An 18562-nucleotide genomic window follows, 5' to 3' on the forward strand; every position below is an offset into this window, starting at 1 on the left:
AGGATGTTTTCAAAGTCTTACGATCCCCTCTAGCCCACCAAAGGGTGGAAACTACTCAAATAATTATGAAGGAGATTTTCTACGGTAGTGATTACTGATTATTCAACACTAAAAAGCATTAAAGTTAACTTAAAGATTGCAGCTTATTTATAAAATATGGCACCCCAAGTTATTCAAGCTAAACCCTCAAAAAATGCTTTCTCAGATTTTATTCAATTTTGGGAAGATGTAAAAGCGATCGCTGGCCCTTACTGGTATCCAACAAAGCCAGGAGAAAGAGCTTTTTCAGATGTTATTCGTGCCTGGGGAATGCTCATTCTCCTCATATTACTAATAATTGCCGTTGTAGGTGCAAATACTTTTAATAGTTTTATTAACCGCTATTTACTTGATGTTATTATTCAAGAACGAGACTATTCTAAATTTGTTGATGTTATATTAATCTATTCTGTTGGACTTGTATTGATAACGCTTTCAATAGGATTTTCTAAATTTATTAGAAACCAAATTGCTATTGATTGGTATCAATGGCTTAATCAGCATATTTTAAATAAATATTTGCACAATCGTGCTTATTACAAAATTAACTTTAAAGTCGATATTGATAATCCAGATCAACGTTTAGCTCAAGAAATTGAACCAATTACCAGTAGTGCCCTCAGTTTTTCAGCTATTTTTCTAGAAAAAATACTGGAAATGACGACTTTTCTAATAATCGTCTGGACAATTTCTCAACAAATAGCTGTTGTTTTAATTATTTATACAGTTATAGGCAATTTAATTGGTGTTTACTTAAATCAAGAATTGATTAATATTAATCAAGCGGAAATCGAATCTAAAGCTAATTATAATTATTGTCTAACTCATGTCCGCAATCATGCTGAGTCGATAGCTTTTTTTCAAGGAGAAGAACAGGAACTGAATATAATTCAACGCCGATTTATTAATCTGATAAAAAATGCTAAAAAAAAATTAATTGGGAGAGAAATCAAGCAATTTTTAACAGAGGATACCGTGCTGGAATTGAATTTTTTACGCTTTTAGTACTCGCACCTTTATTTATTAGAGGTGATATGGATTTTGGAGAAATTGGACAAGCTACTACAGCTTGCTATATGTTTGCTAGTGCTGTGGAAGAATTAATCGCTGAATTTGGCGTTTCTGGGCGATTTTCTAGTTATGTTGAGCGTTTATCTGAGTTCTCAGATGCGTTAGAAGCAGTAACTAAAGAACCAGAGAATGTCAGTACTATTAAAACAATAGAAGAGAATCATTTCGCTTTTGAGCATGTCACCTTACAAACACCAAACTATGAGCAGGTAATCGTCGAAGACTTGTCATTAAACGTTCAGCCTGGAGAAGGTTTATTAATTGTAGGGCCGAGTGGTCGAGGAAAGAGTTCTCTGTTGAGAGCGATCGCAGGTTTATGGAACGCAGGAACTGGTCGTCTAGTGCGTCCTTCCCTAAAAGAAGTCTTATTCCTACCCCAGCGTCCTTATATCATTTTGGGAACTTTGCGCCAACAGTTACTCTATCCTAAAACTAATCGTCAAATGACCGACGCAGAACTCAAAGAAGTTTTGCAACAAGTAAACCTGCAAAACTTGTTAAGTCGAGTTGAAGGTTTTGATACTGAAGTTCCTTGGGAAAATATATTATCGCTGGGAGAGCAACAACGCCTTGCTTTCGCACGCCTGTTAGTGACTCATCCAAGGTTCACCATATTAGATGAAGCAACAAGTGCTTTGGATTTAAAAAATGAAGGAAGTTTATATCAACAATTACAAGCAACAAAAACAACGTTTATTAGCGTTGGGCATAGAGAAAGTCTATTTAATTATCATCATTGGGTTCTGGAACTTTCACAAGATTCCAGTTGGCAACTTTTGACGGTGCAAGATTATCAAAATCAAAAAACAATTATCCAGAACTCTACTGAAAATACTCGCATTACTATAGACAGTTTGCCTAACAATGAATCCCAAAATCAATCAGAAATATTGACTCAAAAAGCTAAAAGTATAGGACTTTCTCATAAAGAAATGACTGACTTAACCTTCTATTCCATTAAGACGATTAGAAGTAAGGCAAGTAAAGGTGAGTCTATCACTACTAGGGACGGCTTGACCTGCCACTATGACAAAGACTTAAAGGTGTGGAAATGGGTTGAAGGGGTGACAAAAAAGTTATAAAGCGGACTGGATAAGAGTCGAATGGCACGCTTGATAACGGCAAACCCATTATATATCAGGCTTTTAGGTGTGGGGTGTGGCTGAGTGGGTGTAATGAGTCAGAAATTTATTTGTATCCCCACTCATATTTACTTTTCTTGATTTTTCCCGACACCCGACACCCTACCCCCAACACCCAGCCCAGAGAAAATCTTGTGGTTGGTATGAGGCGATCGCTCCTGACACTACTCACCCGATAAAAACGATCGAAAATTCGCTTAAGTTCGTGTTCTGGAATTTCAATACCTGTATCTTGAACTTTAATTACAGCATTAAGTAACCAAGCCTGAAAAAAACTGCGATTTAAGTAACGAGAAATCTAATAATTTAAGTCTGAAGGATTAATAAGATGATGAAAATTTAGCATCACTAAGGATAAAATTAGTGTCTGCTATCATTACAGGGCGAACGCATCTAAATATTAAAGATTTTTAATAGATATGGCATTTTATTTGGAACTTTCACACAAGCTATAGCCTACGTCAAAAGACAAGTTGTCAAACTTAACTTTTTTTAGGAGGGTATTCAATTTTCATCTGTTGATAGACAGGTCAGTTGCTTCTGTTTTTCTGTCAAGGGTAAGTGAACGATAAAGGAGCTACCTTTACCAACTTGGCTTTGCACCTGTATACTACCTCCATGAGCCTGAACAATTGCTTGCGCGATCGCTAATCCTAATCCAGATCCACCAGTACGACGTGAGCGATCGCTGTTCACTCGATAAAAACGGTCAAAAATCCACTTTTGCTCGTGCGATGCAATGCCAATACCTGTATCTTGAACTTCAATTACAGCATGACCGTTGGTGCGTTTGAGGATGACAGTTACATAACCGCCAGCAGGGGTGTATTGAATAGCATTAGCAATTAGATTAGAAAGTACACGTAACAGTTGGTCTTCATCTCCCATTACGTATAAAAGCTCTTGACATAACACCAAAGATGTTAGCTGCAAAGAAGCCGCAGCCGCTAACGCTGAAAATTCTTCCAAGAGGTCATTAATCAAAATATTCAAACAGCAATGTATTTGTTGTGTCGCCTGCGTTTGCTGTTCCAATCGAGACAGTAACAGCATATCCTGAACTAATTCAGCTAGTCGATAATTTTGACGTTGAATAGATGCCAAAATATCTCGCGCTTCCTCAGATAGATACTCCATATCAAATAAAGTTTCTACCGTTGCATTAATCGCTGCTAGAGGAGTACGCAACTCATGAGAGGCATCAGACGTAAACTGTTGCATTTGTTTATACGAAGAGTCAATTGGTCGCATTGCTAACCCTGCCAGCCACCAACTAGAACCACCAACTAACAATACCGTAATTGGCAATCCTAGCGCCAAAATTACTTTCAAAGCCGCGAGACGATTATCAAGGTCATTTAAACTGCGCCCTACCTGAATATAGCCCCAATATTGATTATCTTGAGTGTGCAGCAGTAAAGACTTTTGACTGTAACGATTACCCTGTAAGTCTTTGAGTGTTTGCCAAACTTGGGGAAGCACAGCCGATGGCAATTCATCCGCTTGGAAACCTGCCACTGCAATTAACCGTCCTGAACCATCGACAAAACGGATGTAATATTGCTTATCTTTGTATACAGGACTAAAAATACCGTGTTCATCAGGGGTGGTTTTACCGTGCCGAAGGATCTTTTGGGTAGAACAACTGGACTGGGCTAAACAAATATTCGGTAAAACCTGCCGAAAAACTGGCTCTGTAATACCAGGTTGTTTCAAATTTGGTTCAATTACATCATGAAGTGTACCCGCTACCGATTCCAGTTCCCGGTTGATAGAAACCACATAAGCATCAATAATTACCTCATAAACCACGAAACCGCATAAGGACAGAATTAAAGCCATAACTACCGCATACCAGGTAGCCAATTGCCAGCGAGTCTTACGAAATAGTCGAATTTGCATTGCCAGGATTGAAACGATAGCCCATACTAGGGATTGTTTCGATTAGCCCATCACAACCATACTCCGATAATTTACGTCGCAAAAGTCGGATTTGAGCTGCTACTACATTACTAACGCGTTCTGCACTAAAAGCATACAGATGATTCAAAATCTGGTCGCGAGTAATAACTGTATTAGGACGTTTCATCAAGTACTCTAATAATTGAAATTCCTTTTTTGTTAAATAAATTACCTTATTTTCCCCATTAGGATACTGACGAGAAACTGTACAATTACCGCAATCTAGGATAAGGCCACCAACGTGCAATTGTAAAGGCTGGAACTGGGGTGTAAGTGTTGCACCTCCAAAGGAAGCTCGCCTTTGCAAAGCCCGCAACCGTGCCAGTAGTTCTGCCATGCCAAACGGCTTGATCAGATAGTCATCAGCCCCTGCGTCTAGTCCAGCAACCTTATCTGCCATGCTATCTTTAGCAGTTAACATTAGCACTGGTAAAGCGTTGCCCCGATCCCTTAAACGCTTGCACAGTTCTAAACCTGACATTCCCGGCAGCAACCAATCAAAAATTGCCAGTGTATATTGAGTCCAATCATGTTCTAGATAAATCCAGGCTTCATTTCCATCCAAAACCCAGTCAACAATATATCTTTCTTTACTCAACTTTCGCTGAATCGATGCACCCAAATCTGGCTCATCTTCCACTAGCAAAACTTTCATAATCAAGAGATGTATCTTAGCAATTTGTTCATTAAATTACACGCAATTGAGCGACACCAATTGGTAACTCTACATTCATACCAGTGAGAATTGTAGATATCTTGTAGAACTTATCACCAGTGGCCATTGCTGTTTTTTTAACATTCTTCATTTCTACGATGATGATAGTTCCAGGAGCGACTGACTCAGAAAATTCTAGCGTAGCTTTTTTGCCTTGAATAGAAACTTTTGCCGCAATTTCTTTACCAGATTCCTCGGACACATCAATACTTTCTCTAAGAACAATGTTAGCTGGAGCTTCGATTATTAGCTGAGAAATAGCCTTGCTGTTTTGGGGAACTGCTATTTTTAAAGTATGTCTGAGAATTCTCCAGTGGCGAATACCTTGAGGAGATTCCCCTAAGCTAATAACGTGAGGAAAGTTACTAGATTGTGGTGTAGAATTTGCATAAGTAGCTGGAACTAAAACTGCCATACTTAAGGCTAAAATCGAAGTGTGTATCAATTTTCTATTCATTACCATCTTATGATTACCTCACTATATCCATCAATTATCAGAATCATCTTCGAGGAAAGATGTTACCTCTTAATAGCTTGACAAAGTGAGATGAAATTTGGGTGAAATTTTAGCTAGTTAAAGGAATTTTTTAAAAATAAAAATAAATAAGGATTTTTGATGGAGCCGTAACGGTTTCGTAAACGTATACTTTTTTATAGTCTGGTTATAGATTCAAAGCTCTCTCTAACTTCATTTTTAGAATATAACGATATTGACAAACAGTTGAAGAAGCAAAATATTAGTATTTAAAGTTGTTGTCATTATGTTACAAATCGACATAAATATAGTATTTTTTGTATTTGTAGAAAATTAGATATATTTATAAAAATTATTCATTCATGTTATGGTAAGTGGCAACAGATGAAGGAGAACTGCGATTGAGGTAGCGGAATATCCAATATTTAAAAACTGTATCCATGACCACTGGGACAGTATCAATAACTAAAGATTATTGCTACCACTTGCTGTTAATTATCGTTTAAAGGTAAAGCGACCGTTCACCTTTTCAGCATTGATATCAGACAGAATAGCAACTTTATACTCACCTGCTGCTTTTTCAGAAAGTACAGAATGGTAATGTAAAAATTTTAAAAGGACTTGAATAGAGAAAATTAATTTTCTAAAACAGAATTAGTAACTTTTCCATCCTCCACAAAGGCTGGATTTTTCTGAGGCAATAAAAATTTGCCAAATTTAGAATATAAAGCCGGTAAAACTATCAAGGTTAAAGCTGTAGAAGTAAATAAACCACCCAAAACTACTATCGAAAGTGGTTGCAAAACTTCTTTACCTGGCCCTACTGCAATGACTAATGGTACTAATCCCAAAGCCGAAGTAAATGATGTCATCAAAATAGCATTGAGTCGCTCCATTGACCCGGCTAGAAGGATTTCTTTTAACGACATTCCGCTATCAAATTTAGTTATGTAATTGTCTACTAAAAGCAGTCCGTTGCGAGTAGCTACACCAAATAAAGTCACAAAACCTACTAAGGAAGCAACTGAGACAACGCCTCCTGTTAATGCTACAGCAATTACACCTCCGACTAAAGCGATGGGCAAGTTAATCATAATCATTGCTGTAGAAGCAATAGATTTGACAGAAAGATACATTAATACCGTAATTACTACGAAGGAAATGCCACTGAAAATCAAAATATTTTGTGATGCTCTTTCTTCGGCTTCAAATTGACCCCCATATTGAATAAAGTAACCAGAGGGCAATTGCACTTGTGCCTTGACTTTGTTTTGAATTTCATTGACTAGCGCTCGCAAATCTCTACCTTGAGCATTCGCAGATACTACAATTAGACGAGAGACATTTTCTCGGTTAATAGTATTAGGGCCAGTACCATAAGTAACTTTAGCCACCTTAGCTAAAGGAATTTTATTTGCCTCTGCATCTCCCCCAACAGAAGGGATATCAACTAATAAATTTTCAATTGTTTGTAAATTATTCCGGTATTGTGGTTGTAACCACACCACTAAATCAAAACTTTGTTGCTGCTCCAAAACTTGCGATACCACTTTGCCATTGAGCGCAGTTTCAATTATTTCAGATAGTTTCCCAACAGTTAAACCATAACGTGATGCAGCAACGCGGTCAAATTTTATTTGCATCTGTTCGATGGGAACTTGCGGTTCTAATTGTAAATCCACCAGTCCAGAAACAGATGACATTACACCTTCAACTTGTTTACCAATTCGGCGGAGTTCTTCTAAATCTGAGCCAAATATTTTCACAGCGATTTGACTTCTGACCCCGGATAATATTTCATCAATTCTGTGGGAAATAAATCCACCAATATTGGCAGCTGCACCCGGTACTTGATTAAATTCTTCTCGCAACCATTCTACTGTTTCTTGACGTTTCTCCATTCCTTGGTCGCTCAAGCCAATATCGAGGTGAGCGAGATTTACGGGTGCCGCATCTGGGTCATTAGGGGCGCGTCCTGCCCGTAATTGCACATATTTTAATCTGGAATCATCTTTTAGTTTAGTCTCCAATACAAAGGCGGCACTGTTAGTAGCTTCTAAAGATGAGCCTGGATAAAGAGCTAAAGTATTGACCAAAGTTGTTTCTTGAAACTCTGGTAAAAAAGCCCGTCCTAAAGCTGGAAAAATCACTATTGCCGCTACCATTCCCGCCACAGCCACAGAGATAATCATCACGGGACTGTGGATAGCAAAATCTAAACAAGGATAATATAACTGCTTGAAAATTCGGGGTATTAATGGTTCTTTTAACGGCATTTTTTCCTGTGGAAGTAAAATCGCACACAATGCCGGACTTATCAGTAATGATTCTAAACTGGAAACCATGACCACTACTAGATAAGTTATGCCCATTGGGCCAAAAATTCGACCTTCTACACCTGCGAGGGCAAATACTGGAGAAAAAACAACAATCGTAATTAAAGTTGCCCCAATTAGAGATTCCTGGACTTCCTGTACTCCTGCAAAAACAATTTCTAATACTGGACGAGGTTTGGAAGAGGACTTATTTTGTCGCAATAGACGAACAATATTTTCCGCATAGACAATCGCATCATCAATCGCTGTCCCAATAGCTACGGCTAATCCTCCCAAAGTCATTGTATTTAGCCCTAAACCCAAAAAAGATAATACTTGCAATGAAAATATAAAAGTTAGGGCAAAATTCAACAGCACAACTCCCAGAGTCCGCCAATTCATCAAAAAAGGAATGAGGATAATTGCGGCAATAATACTACCTTCCATCAAGGCGGATCTGACATTTTCTACTGAAGCATCAATATAATCTGCTTGACGGAAGGTTTGTGTTACCTTTACTCCTTTCGGTAAACCTGCTTGCAACTCTGTCATTGCAGTTTCAATGGCATGGGTAACGGTAGGAGTATCAGCTAGGGGTTGTTTATTTACCATCACCACTACAGCATCTTTGCCATTTAAGCTACCATCGCCAATTTTAATCGCACTGCCAATTTGAATGTCGGCAACATCTCCCAACCGCACAGGCGTTCCTTGACGGGCAACAATTACAGATTGTTTTAGATCGTTCAGGGATTCAATTCGCCCTATTCCCCGAATCAAAGTTTGCTTATCAGGTGTGATTAAAAAGCCACCAGGAGCATTGACATTTGCTCCCTGTACTGCTTCAGATACTTGCTGTAAGGATACATTAAAAGCTCTGAGTTTGTTCGGATCTACTAATACTTGATACTGACGCACATCACCGCCATACACTAACACTTGACTAACGCCAGGGACTCCTAAAAGGCGGTTTGTCACTTGCCAATCAATGATGCGGCGTACTTCCATCAAATCGATTGTGGATTTGAGGTTTTGGTTTTCTCCCTCATTTTCTACTGTGAAAGCATATTTTAATACAGTGCCGATAGGCGAACTAATCGGAGCAAGTCTAGGTGTTTCAATTCCTTCGGGTAGCTTATTCGCTGCTTGTTGCAGTCGTTCTTGTATCAACTGGCGGGCTTGATAGATATCTGTTCCCCAGCCAAAAACGACTCTGACTACAGATAGTCCTGCTGAGGAGGAAGAACGAACTGAGTTAATCCCTGGTGTACCGTTGATTGAGCTTTCAATTGGTAATGTCACCAAAGATTCTATTTCTTCAGGAGCGAGTCCAGGAGCTTCTGTTTCAATTTCGATCTGGGGAGGTGCGAAGTTGGGAAAAACATCCAGCGGCATTTGCGGGATGGTATTAAATAATATGATTGCTGTGGAAATAAATGCTGCAATTACTACTAACCAGCGTCGAGCAATTACCCATTTAGCGACTGCACTAATCATTATTTATTAAATTGTTGATTGCTAATTTTTGGTTTTGTTTTCATGAAATGTTAATGACTATCTGAACGATGTGATTTTTCATATTCTTCGGCAGACATAGAGGCAGTTGGTTGTTTGTGGTTATCGATATAAACCTCGGTTTCATAATTAAAACCATCATTTACTGGTACTAGACCGGAACGGATACGACGGCTAGACCAGAAGCTACCCCCCATGAAAGCTACGATAGCAATGCCTAATCCTCCCCCTGCACCTAGCAACCATAAAGGTAGAGGGAAGCTGTTAGTTTGAGCATCAATTTCTTCTGAGTGCGAATCACCTTCTTCGTGATTTTCTTCTTTACTACCACCCTTCAACGATTGTGCATAAAGTTGTGGCGCACGTTGAGTAACTACTGAATCTCCCTCAAATAAACCACTTTTAATCTCAATTAAATCTCCAGAGATTTGTCCTAACTCAACTTCCACAGATTGAAAGGCATTACCGTTTTGGACATAAACCAATTTCTTATTATTGGCATCGACTACAGCAGAAGCGGGAATTACTAAAGTAGCTAAAGATTTTTGGTCGGTTAAAACTTCAAGTTCGGCAAACATTCCGGGTTTGAGCTGTCCTCTGGCATTATTGATTTCGGTTTGTACTGGTACTACTCGTGTTTCTCCTGCCACTACTGAGCCAATTCGTGTAATTCTGCCTGTAAAGGTTTGATTAGGTACGCTAGCAACCTTCATCCTTAAGGGTTGACCTGTTCTTACCTTGCCTAAATCTTTTTCATAAATATTTGCTGTGGCAAACACCCGACTATCATCTACAATCGTCATTAACTTGCCACCTGCGTCCTCAAACGATTGGCCGATAGTAACTTCCCTGTCAACAACCTTGCCGGAAATCGGAGCTGTTACTGTAATTAGCCCTTTAGCATTAGCGCTGTTTCCTAGTTGTAGCAGCCGCGTTTCATAAATAGCACTGCTGCGATTAATATTTGACTTTGCTAGACTAACTGCTGCCTGAGCGCGCTTTAGCTGATTTTCAGACGCAATGACATCGCGGCGGCTGTTGGCTGTAGTTAGTTTAGCTTTAGCTTCTGCTAGCTGGGTTTGAGATTCTAGAGCGTTGCGACGTGCCAAAGCACCTTCAGTAGCTAACACTCGATCTTTCTCATACTTTTCTTGAGCAAATGCCACTTGGCTTTGGGCTTGGGCGATTTCAGCGTCGGCTATTTGTTGATAGCGATCGCGGTTTTGTTGTGCTAACCTCAAGTCAGCTTCAGCCTGCTGTAAATCAGCCTGTCCTTGTGCCAGTTTTTCCTGAGAGTTAACTCGCAGTTCCACTAAATCAGGACTAGTTAGAATGGCGACGGGTTGACCTTTCTTTACTAGTGCGCCTGGTTCTACCAACAGTTCAACTACTTTTACTCCTTGAATTGGGGTAGTGACTTCTACTTGCTGGCTAGGCAAAGTTTCAATCTGTCCAGTAGTTTTAATACCTACAGCTAATCGTTGGCGTTGCACTGGTTCTACCTTAACTCCTAACAGTTTTGCGGTTTCTGCATCTACTTCAACGGAACTCGTCGATTCGCCTCCTGCCTGAAACGCACTTCCACCACTGTGGTCATGACCACCACCAGCTAAAACAGTAGTAGGAGTACTTAGTAGTAACATCAACATTGTCAATGAAACATAACGCAGTGGAGTAGAAGATTGAAACAAATTAGAGATTCCCATAGCTTGTTGTGTCCTAAGTTAGTGAGAAAGCAGAATCGCCTTTGGATGTTGGCATTTAATGTGCAAATTTGGACTACCGCTTTCTTTAGCTAGTTACATTGCTTTTGTGAGTAATTTAAGGAGTTTGAATAGTACTCCTTTTTTAGTGTTTCATATCGATATGAAATTTGGGTGAAATTTTTAATGGCGATCGCTATTAAAAAAAACTATAGTAATCCAAATTAAAATCTGAGAAAATACGTAAACATAAAATAAGTACCTATAGGTATCTCAAAGGTTTTTTCTGATAAATCAACTAAAATTACTAAATGAGATTTAAACTATATTTATGTTTTAAACATTACAGATTTTCAATAAGTATAAAGTACACAGAATATAGATAATTTTGGATTTCTGTAGATATAGCAATCCTAAATCATTCATGAGAAAACACTATATTCATGCAGCTTAGGGAAGTCAAAAATTTGACAATTGATTGCTAACTCAAATAACTCCTTGACCACAGAGAAAGAATGACAAAAAAAGTAAAATTATCTTTTTAGTCATTTAAACTACTTACTAGTTCTTCCGTATTTTCTCATGAATGATTCCAGATTGCTATAGCAACTGTGCAAATTACACCACATGAATTTCATGGCGAATGGAATTACACTATCTCATCAAACCTCAATATTCTCTAAGACTTGTAAAAGTTGTTTCTTGACAGGCTCTAAGGTTGCCATGTCTACTTTTTGCCATACCAACAAGCTATCGTTTGAGTCTATTATCTATAGCTTAAAATGTAAAAGTTGTTTCTTGACAAGCTCTAAGTGTTGAACTTTAGTATGAATTTAGATTCCAACCTTAGTTGGAGCTAACCTTACATTGATATATGGACTGATTCATCAATCATTGTATTGTACAAAATTTTAAACTTTGAATGGACGACAAGTGAGAGTTAATTGCATATATTTAATTCAAGCAAATATTGAGAGCAATTTAGTTGCAACATTTCAGTTTACTTGACACAAAGAGAGTAAGAAGAGGGTTGTATGCTCAACGCTGATACTGAACATATAGTATCAGTGAGCTTTGACTGTGACATGATATTTCCCAATTCCTGCCTGATATATCTAAACAAGTGTACATTGCTCGCATCAATGTTCGCGTTTTGGCAACAGCACGATCGGCTTTACGTCATCGTCAGTTAAATTGTGCTATTGATTCTTATTCATGGTCGAATGGCAACAGAATAATTTCTCAGTATTTCAAACAGCTTAGATCGTCTACTAATTGAGTCAGTAATCTCAATCAATATTTCGTTGAGGATAATTTTATGACACGTATGCCATTACTAGTTGAAGATGATTTTGAGTATTCCAAAGTTCCAATTCAGAGTAACTTTTTTGGAAATTCTCCTATTAATCATGCACTCACTGCTGTAGCCCAAGAGGTTGCTAGATTGCTTCAACACGCAAATCCTGTTCAAGCTGATGGCAGCAACCACACTGAAACAATTGCAATTCGAGCCATAGAACCGGAATAAAGCCAAATCCTTACTATTGAAACGTTGACTGAGCGAGAGTTAGAGTCAAATCTATGTCAGATATATACGAAACTGTGAACATTTTTCCATCTCATGTGAAAGCAGAAATCGCCTGTGTAAATGAAGGCTTTTCCCATCTGGTAATTTGTTTGGACTTGTTAAGCCGTTGGTTAAATTGCTTGCTGCTGTTTATTAACCACTTCCTAAAATGAATTCTTCTCGCCCCACAGTGATTATTGGAGCAGGCTTTGCAGGCCTTTTTACAGCGTTGCATCTGCGTCATCAGCAAGACTTGCGGTCGATCGTTTTGATCGATCCACAAGAACGGTTTGTCTTCAAGCCAATGTTGTATGAACTATTGACAAGTGAATTGTCAGAAGATGTCGTTTGTCCGACTTATAAAGAGTTGCTGCAAGGCAGTGATATCAACTTTGTACAGGACAAAGTAGTGGCGATCAACCTGCAAGAAAAATGTTTTAAGTTAGCTTCTGGCTCAGATTATATCTACGATCGTTTGGTCTTAGCTGTTGGCAGCATTCAGGGTTATTTAGGAACAGAAGGCGCACAAAAAAACGCATTCGCATTTCGGACACAAGAGAATGCGATCGCTCTGGAGAGCCAGTTACGAGAATGCTTACAACGTGCTAGCCAAACGGATGACAAAATACAACGGCGATCGCTCCTCACGTTTGCTGTCGTTGGGGCAGGCCCGGCAGGGGTAGAAATGGCAGCAACCCTGGCAGATTTGTTACCCGACTGGTACGCCCAACTCGGCGGCGATATTCGTCAGATTCGCATTGTCTTAATCAATCATGGCAAGACGATTCTCGCAGGCGATGTCAACGCAGGTTTGCAGGAAGAAGCTCTCCACGCTTTCAAAACTCGAAGAGTACCTGTTGAATTGATACTAGGCGTAGGAGTGAAAGCGGTTGCTCAAGACCACCTGGAGTATCAACCTGCCAACAGCACTGAGATAAAAACGCTGTTGACTCAAACCATGATCTGGACAGCCGGGACAGCCGTGAACCCACTCATCCAAAATCTCAAGTCCCAAATTCCCGCAGATCGCCTAGATAAGCATGGGCTACCGCTTGTCACCTCAACTCTGCAACTGCTGGATTTTCCAGAAGTGTTTGCCGCGGGCGATTGCGCTTCCGTGCAGCCACAACCCTTACTGGCTCTGGCCCAGGTGGCATATCAGCAAGGTGTGAGCATTGCCCACAATTTGATTGCCCTTGCTAAAGGAGCATCCCCTAGCCCAGCCCATGTGAATCTTCGGGGTACGCTAATGAAATTGGGTTTAGGAAATGGGGTAGCAAGCTTGTTTGACAAAGTGCAGATAACTGGCAAACTTGGCGATCTAATTCGCAGTGCAGCCTATTTGGAAATGCTGCCCACCCCACTGCATGACTTTAAGGCAACCACAGAATGGCTCAAGGAAGAAACTTTCCATCGCTATCATAGACCCAAGATGAAGCGAGAAACCATCGCAAAATAGCTTCTCTCTTCGGTTGAACAACGAGAGCGATCGCTCATTCAGCTATGTATACCACTGGATTAGAGTGGGTAACCTCCTCACCGCCGCCAAGCGAAAACTTTGAAGAGATTCCCATCATCACCTCAGAACCCTATGATTACGGGGGATCTGACAGATTGACAGTTGATCAATCATCTATTTAAAGAGAACCACTGATGAAGACACGAACAACAAAACGATTGGTTGGTGGAATCTTAACGATTGGCATGATTGGACTGCTACGCTCGCAGCCTCTCTTCGCGCTTCCAGTCAGCCAAGCTCAACCTAATCCCTCTCAAGACTATGTACTTCCTTACCGGGGCAGTTGGACGGGAACCTTCCGTACTGTCGGTTCTCAGGGGCAGATACTCGTATTTATCGATCCTGCCGGCAAACTGTACGGAAGTTTGAAGTCTAATGATGGTGAGAACTTTGCTCAAATTAGCGGTTACCATCACGGAAGTAAGTTTCATCTGGTTTTCACCCCTCCACCCAGCAGCCTTAACCAGTTTGGCACCGCTAGTCCTTACACCGTTGATGCAACCGCAAAGTGGGAGCAAGGGGTGAGTCGATTTGTCATCTCAGCCCCAACTAGAACGGGTCACTCACAGTTATATACATTTGAGCGATCCAATCGATAAAACAATACATCGAACGGAGTTGCGATCGCCTCTGGCGGGGCTTAAGCCCATCGCCTCCGTTTTGCACAAGTGATGTACTTGAGCAGGAAGGATGAAATATTGCTGTTCTGTTAATGAACCAGAATCTTATCTCTAATCAGAACCGACTGTATGCAAACGAGAATTACATTGGAGAAAAATTATGCAGATGGGAGTGATTGGTCTGGGACGTATGGGTGCGAACATTGTTCGGCGACTGCTACAAAACAACCATGAATGTGTGGTGTTCAATCGCACATTTGACAAAGTGAAACTACTTACATTAGAAGGGATGGCTGTGGGCGAGAGCAGATGCCTTAGCTGAATTTGAGCATCCTGTTTTGTGTTGCTTTATCGGGTTAGTGCCTGTGTCTACGATGTTTGTAGCGCTAGCGATCGCACCCTACTCTCGTGCGATCGCCATCATATTATTTGTTGTCGGTGCAATTGGTCAGTTAAGTTTTGGCGTGTATCGTTCCGGTCAGCTATGGATGGGAGGACGTAAGCCAGAAATTATTACACCCATTCTCTACCTCTCTACAGTCGCGGGTAGTTTTGTCAGTGCGATCGTTGCTAGTACCCTCGGTTATCGAGAGTGGGGCCTGTTGTTTTTTGGAGGAGGGCTGTTTTCGTGGCTAGCACTGGAGTCGATGATTATGCAGCGCCTCTACTTGTTAGAAGCATTGCCTAAACCACTACGGCCAACGCTGGGCATTCAACTTGCCCCCCCTGCCGTTGGCTGTGTTGCTTATTTGAGTATCACCACTGGTCAGCCCGATGCCTTTGCCCAGTTCCTCTTCGGCTATGGACTGTTGCAAGCACTGATTCTACTGCGGCTGCTACCGTGGTTATTTCAACAACCCTTTACAGCTTCCTACTGGGCATTCACCCTCGGCATTGCTGCCCTGTCGCTGGCATCCTTGCGCCTTGTTGAACGCGGCATGACTGGAATGATGCAAGAATTGGCACTACTGCTATTCATTGGCGCAAATATTGCGATCGAGCAGTATTGCTCTAGGGACAGTGTGGCTCTTGCTGCGGGGCAAATTACTAAGCTAACGATCGTTCATTTTCCAGAACATATTGGGAGTAGAACTTATGGCTGCAACAACTAAGCAAAATGACACTAAATCGTTCGTTTACTCAACTCGAATTTGCTGTATTCCTGTAACGTGAGTTCGACAAGCCCTTTTTTGACCTCTCCCCCAACCCCTCTCCGACATGGAGAGGGGAGCCAAAACTCTAATTTCTCGTTGCTCCTCTCTTTCCCCGTGGGAGAGGGAGGTTGGGAGGGAGAGGTTCATCGAACTCACGTTCCTGTAGAAATCCGATAAGTTCAAAGGTTCGGTTCGTGACAGCTAATTGCGAACCAACCCCCTTTTCCACATCCCGTGAAAAGTCAGGGGTTCAATTTGATTTTAATTATGCAAAAAATTATAGGCTTCATTGAGTTTGTTGGCTGATTCTTCTAATAAGCGTTGTTCCTGAGCATTTCTTGATAACAGCAGTTGGCGCTCAATACCTGTTGAGCCAATGATACATGGAAGTCCAAAAACAACTTCACGGCCAACTCCATAGTTAGAATCTGCTCTGGCCGATACTGGAAATATCTGCTTTTCATCTCGCAGGATGGTATCAACTAACTGACAAACTACTGTTGATATACCATAGCTTGTATTTCCTTTGCGTTCAAAAATGTTATAGCCTCGTTTACGAGTTAACTGTGTGTACTCTTGCTGAATTTGTTCTAGCGTTGCTCTTTGTGTTAAGGGGAATTCAGTTAATAGAATTCCCCCAATAAATGCACTAGACCAAACCACAAATTGGCTGTCTCCATGCTCTCCAATCACATAAGCATGAATGTCTTGTTTTGCAACATTCAGTTGCTTTCCAAGTTGATATCTCAGTCTAGCAGTATCAAGAACGGTTCCCGAACCGAAAATTAGGTTTTCTGCTCTGGTGGAAGTAGCGATTGCAATCCGCGTCAGTACATCCACTGGATTGCTAACAATAATTACGATTGAATTCGGTGCAACTCGATCCAATTCTTTGATTGTCAAACGTATAATCTCTGCATTGTCGCTCAATATATCTAATCGGGTTTGTCCAAGTTTCGGCTGCACCCCAGCAGTCACAATAATGATATCTGAATCGGCTAAGTCTTCATACTGATTTGATGGTATGATTTCCATCTCTTTAAGTAGGGGAATACTGTCTTCAATGTCCCATACTTGTCCTTCAGCTTTTGATAAGGTTCGGTCAAAAAGGACAACCCTTACACATCTACCGAGTAAAACTAAAGCATTTGCAACGTCTGCACCTACATTACCTGCACCAATAATACCGACTTTAGATGTTTTACTAATCATGCTATATCTACTCGACCTTCATGAATGAAATGTCGTTTGTTTGGTAAGCCCTTGGGTTTGCAATTGCTGTCTTTTTACAACTTGGAAAACAATATATTTAACCCTTCGGTCATCGTGGGATGAGTCAAAATACCATCGCGCAGAACGGTGTAGGGCATCTGAGCTTGCATTACCATCTGCACTGTTGAAATCACTTCACCTGCTTCATGACACAACAGGGAACACCCTAAAATACGACCTGTATCTGCATCCACGATCGCCTTCAGAAGTCCATCGGTTTGACCGAGTGTTCTTGCTCTAGGAACGGCTGACGCATTGATTTTCGCCACGCGGATAGCATATCCTTGTTGCTGTGCTTCAGTTTCAGTCAAACCTACATGAGCCAGTTCTGGCTCGATGAATAGACACGATGGAAGCAATCGATCGCCTGTACTCCGGTTGCTCCCATCAATTAAATTAGCTTTGATAATGCGATAATCGTCGAGCGATATATGGGTGTATTGCGGGCCGCCATTAATATCGCCTAACGCCCAAATCCCCGGTATGTTCGTCTCTAAGCGATCGTTAACTTGAATAAACCCGCGTGTATCGGTTGCCACACCAGCAGCAGCTAAATTTAAGCTCTCGGTATTGGGCGCACGACCAATGGCGACGAGCAAATGCGACCCTTTGAGGGTGATTTCACGATCGCCAACTTGGATTTGCAGGATGGTTTCATTACCAGTGCGATCGATCTTCAACACCTTCGCCTTCAGCAAGAATTCAATACCATCTCGTTCCAGTAATGTTTGAACTGCGATCGCTATATCTGGATCTTGCGGTGACAGGATTTGCTCACTTTGTCCAATGACAGTAACGCCACAGCCAAAGCGCCGAAACATCTGGGCAAACTCTAAACCAATATAGCCACTACCGAGAACAATCAGGTGTTCAGGCAAATATTCTAGCTCCATAATCGACTCACTCGTTAAAAACTCAACTTCTGTGAGTCCGGGAATGGATGGAATTAACGGTCGTGTGCCTGTATTAATAAATAAGCGTTCGGCGGTAAGTAAACGATTGTTCCCCTTGGTCATCGTTACTGCGATCGTTTTGGGAGCAACAAAGCGGGCTGTACCAATGATCAGTTCGTGACCCAAAGCAGTTTCTAAATTGTGCAAGTTCATTTCACGCATCCCTTGCACAACCGATCGTTTTCGTTGGATCGCTGCTGCTAAATTAACGATAGGTGTATTGGTTTTAACACCATAAACGGCACTATTTCGCACTGTGTTTGCTACATTGGCACTCGCCACCATAGTTTTAGTAGGAATGCAAGCAATATTAATGCACCCGCCACCAATCATATTTAAGCTGCGTTCAACCAGAGCGGTTTTACGCCCGTCAGCGACTAGCGCTGGTGCTAGTGTTTTACCCGCTTTGCCGCCGCCGATAATAATGTCGTCGTAGTGTTGAGCGTTCACTTCCATATCCTTTGAGTTTGATAGGTGAATACGATTTCTAGAAGGTGTTATGAATTTCAGAAAAAACTGACTAAGAGGGTTTTAGCGATA

Annotated in this window: 13 protein-coding genes and 4 pseudogenes; 7 read left to right on the plus strand and 10 right to left on the minus strand. The window is 40.9% G+C overall.

The genetic code is table 11. From position 1 onward, the window contains the following. The first annotated feature begins 156 nt into the window (after window positions 1-156). Window positions 157-2192, plus strand: a pseudogene (locus RMY64_RS06065) (ABC transporter ATP-binding protein/permease). A 214-nt stretch (window positions 2193-2406) separates the two neighbouring features. On the opposite strand, the pseudogene RMY64_RS36770 reads toward RMY64_RS06065, so the two are convergent. From RMY64_RS36770 to RMY64_RS06100, 8 genes and pseudogenes are all read right to left on the minus strand, one after another. Further along, window positions 2407-2502 (minus strand): annotated as a pseudogene (locus RMY64_RS36770) (ATP-binding protein); the annotation flags it as partial. Window positions 2503-2756: 254 nt separating this feature from the next. Beyond that, the gene (rppB, locus tag RMY64_RS06070) at window positions 2757-4154 is read right to left on the minus strand and encodes a two-component system sensor histidine kinase RppB (protein WP_322670059.1); all 1398 of its coding nucleotides are present in this window, start codon (window positions 4152-4154) and stop codon (window positions 2757-2759) included. Next, window positions 4132-4869 carry a two-component system response regulator RppA gene (rppA, locus tag RMY64_RS06075; protein ID WP_322699592.1) on the minus strand — a complete coding sequence of 246 codons (738 nt, stop codon included), beginning with the start codon at window positions 4867-4869 and terminating at the stop codon, window positions 4132-4134. Before rppA ends, rppB begins: the two co-directional genes overlap by 23 nt. A gap of 31 nt (window positions 4870-4900) precedes the next feature. Beyond that, a complete protein-coding gene (locus RMY64_RS06080; protein ID WP_322699593.1) occupies window positions 4901-5386 on the minus strand; it encodes a hypothetical protein in 486 nt (161 codons plus the stop codon). A gap of 370 nt (window positions 5387-5756) precedes the next feature. Continuing rightward, window positions 5757-5873: pseudogene (locus RMY64_RS06085) on the minus strand (CemA family protein); the annotation flags it as partial. Between the two features lie 166 nt (window positions 5874-6039). Then, window positions 6040-9216, minus strand: coding sequence for an efflux RND transporter permease subunit (locus tag RMY64_RS06090; protein ID WP_322699594.1), 3177 nt, complete (start codon window positions 9214-9216; stop codon window positions 6040-6042). 50 nt (window positions 9217-9266) lie between these two features. Then, window positions 9267-10940, minus strand: a complete 1674-nt coding sequence (locus RMY64_RS06095) for an efflux RND transporter periplasmic adaptor subunit (RefSeq protein WP_322699595.1) — start codon at window positions 10938-10940, stop codon at window positions 9267-9269. 419 nt (window positions 10941-11359) lie between these two features. After that, a pseudogene (locus RMY64_RS06100) lies at window positions 11360-11470 on the minus strand (IS630 family transposase); the annotation flags it as partial. A gap of 785 nt (window positions 11471-12255) precedes the next feature. Here RMY64_RS06100 and RMY64_RS06105 point away from each other — a divergent pair. The 6 genes from RMY64_RS06105 to RMY64_RS06130 all read left to right on the plus strand — a co-directional run bounded on the left by RMY64_RS06105 (window position 12256) and on the right by RMY64_RS06130 (window position 15755). Further along, entirely contained in the window at window positions 12256-12465 is a 210-nt protein-coding gene (locus tag RMY64_RS06105; RefSeq protein ID WP_322699596.1) for a hypothetical protein, read from the plus strand. 53 nt (window positions 12466-12518) lie between these two features. Continuing rightward, window positions 12519-12677 carry a hypothetical protein gene (locus RMY64_RS06110; protein WP_322699597.1) on the plus strand — a complete coding sequence of 53 codons (159 nt, stop codon included), beginning with the start codon at window positions 12519-12521 and terminating at the stop codon, window positions 12675-12677. Continuing rightward, window positions 12674-13963 carry an NAD(P)/FAD-dependent oxidoreductase gene (locus RMY64_RS06115; protein WP_322699598.1) on the plus strand — a complete coding sequence of 430 codons (1290 nt, stop codon included), beginning with the start codon at window positions 12674-12676 and terminating at the stop codon, window positions 13961-13963. Before RMY64_RS06110 ends, RMY64_RS06115 begins: the two co-directional genes overlap by 4 nt. A 194-nt stretch (window positions 13964-14157) precedes the next feature. Further along, on the plus strand, window positions 14158-14622 hold the full coding sequence (locus RMY64_RS06120) for a hypothetical protein (RefSeq protein ID WP_322699599.1): 465 nt from the start codon (window positions 14158-14160) through the stop codon (window positions 14620-14622). 187 nt (window positions 14623-14809) lie between these two features. Then, window positions 14810-14965 (plus strand): NAD(P)-binding domain-containing protein, encoded by a 156-nt coding sequence (locus RMY64_RS06125; protein ID WP_322699624.1) that lies wholly within the window; start codon window positions 14810-14812, stop codon window positions 14963-14965. Window positions 14966-14981: 16 nt separating this feature from the next. Continuing rightward, on the plus strand, window positions 14982-15755 hold the full coding sequence (locus RMY64_RS06130) for a hypothetical protein (RefSeq protein ID WP_322699600.1): 774 nt from the start codon (window positions 14982-14984) through the stop codon (window positions 15753-15755). 303 nt (window positions 15756-16058) lie between these two features. Here the strand turns inward: RMY64_RS06130 and RMY64_RS06135 are convergent, their stop codons facing one another. Both RMY64_RS06135 and RMY64_RS06140 read right to left on the minus strand, forming a co-directional pair. Continuing rightward, window positions 16059-17009: an L-lactate dehydrogenase gene (locus RMY64_RS06135; protein ID WP_322699601.1), complete on the minus strand. Its 951-nt coding sequence runs from the start codon at window positions 17007-17009 to the stop codon at window positions 16059-16061. Between the two features lie 74 nt (window positions 17010-17083). Then, window positions 17084-18478 carry a mercuric reductase gene (locus RMY64_RS06140; RefSeq protein ID WP_322699602.1) on the minus strand — a complete coding sequence of 465 codons (1395 nt, stop codon included), beginning with the start codon at window positions 18476-18478 and terminating at the stop codon, window positions 17084-17086. Between the last annotated feature and the right edge of the window lie 84 nt (window positions 18479-18562).

The sequence above is a fragment of the Nostoc sp. DedQUE08 genome, from assembly GCF_034530895.1.
Classification (GTDB): domain Bacteria; phylum Cyanobacteriota; class Cyanobacteriia; order Cyanobacteriales; family Nostocaceae; genus Nostoc.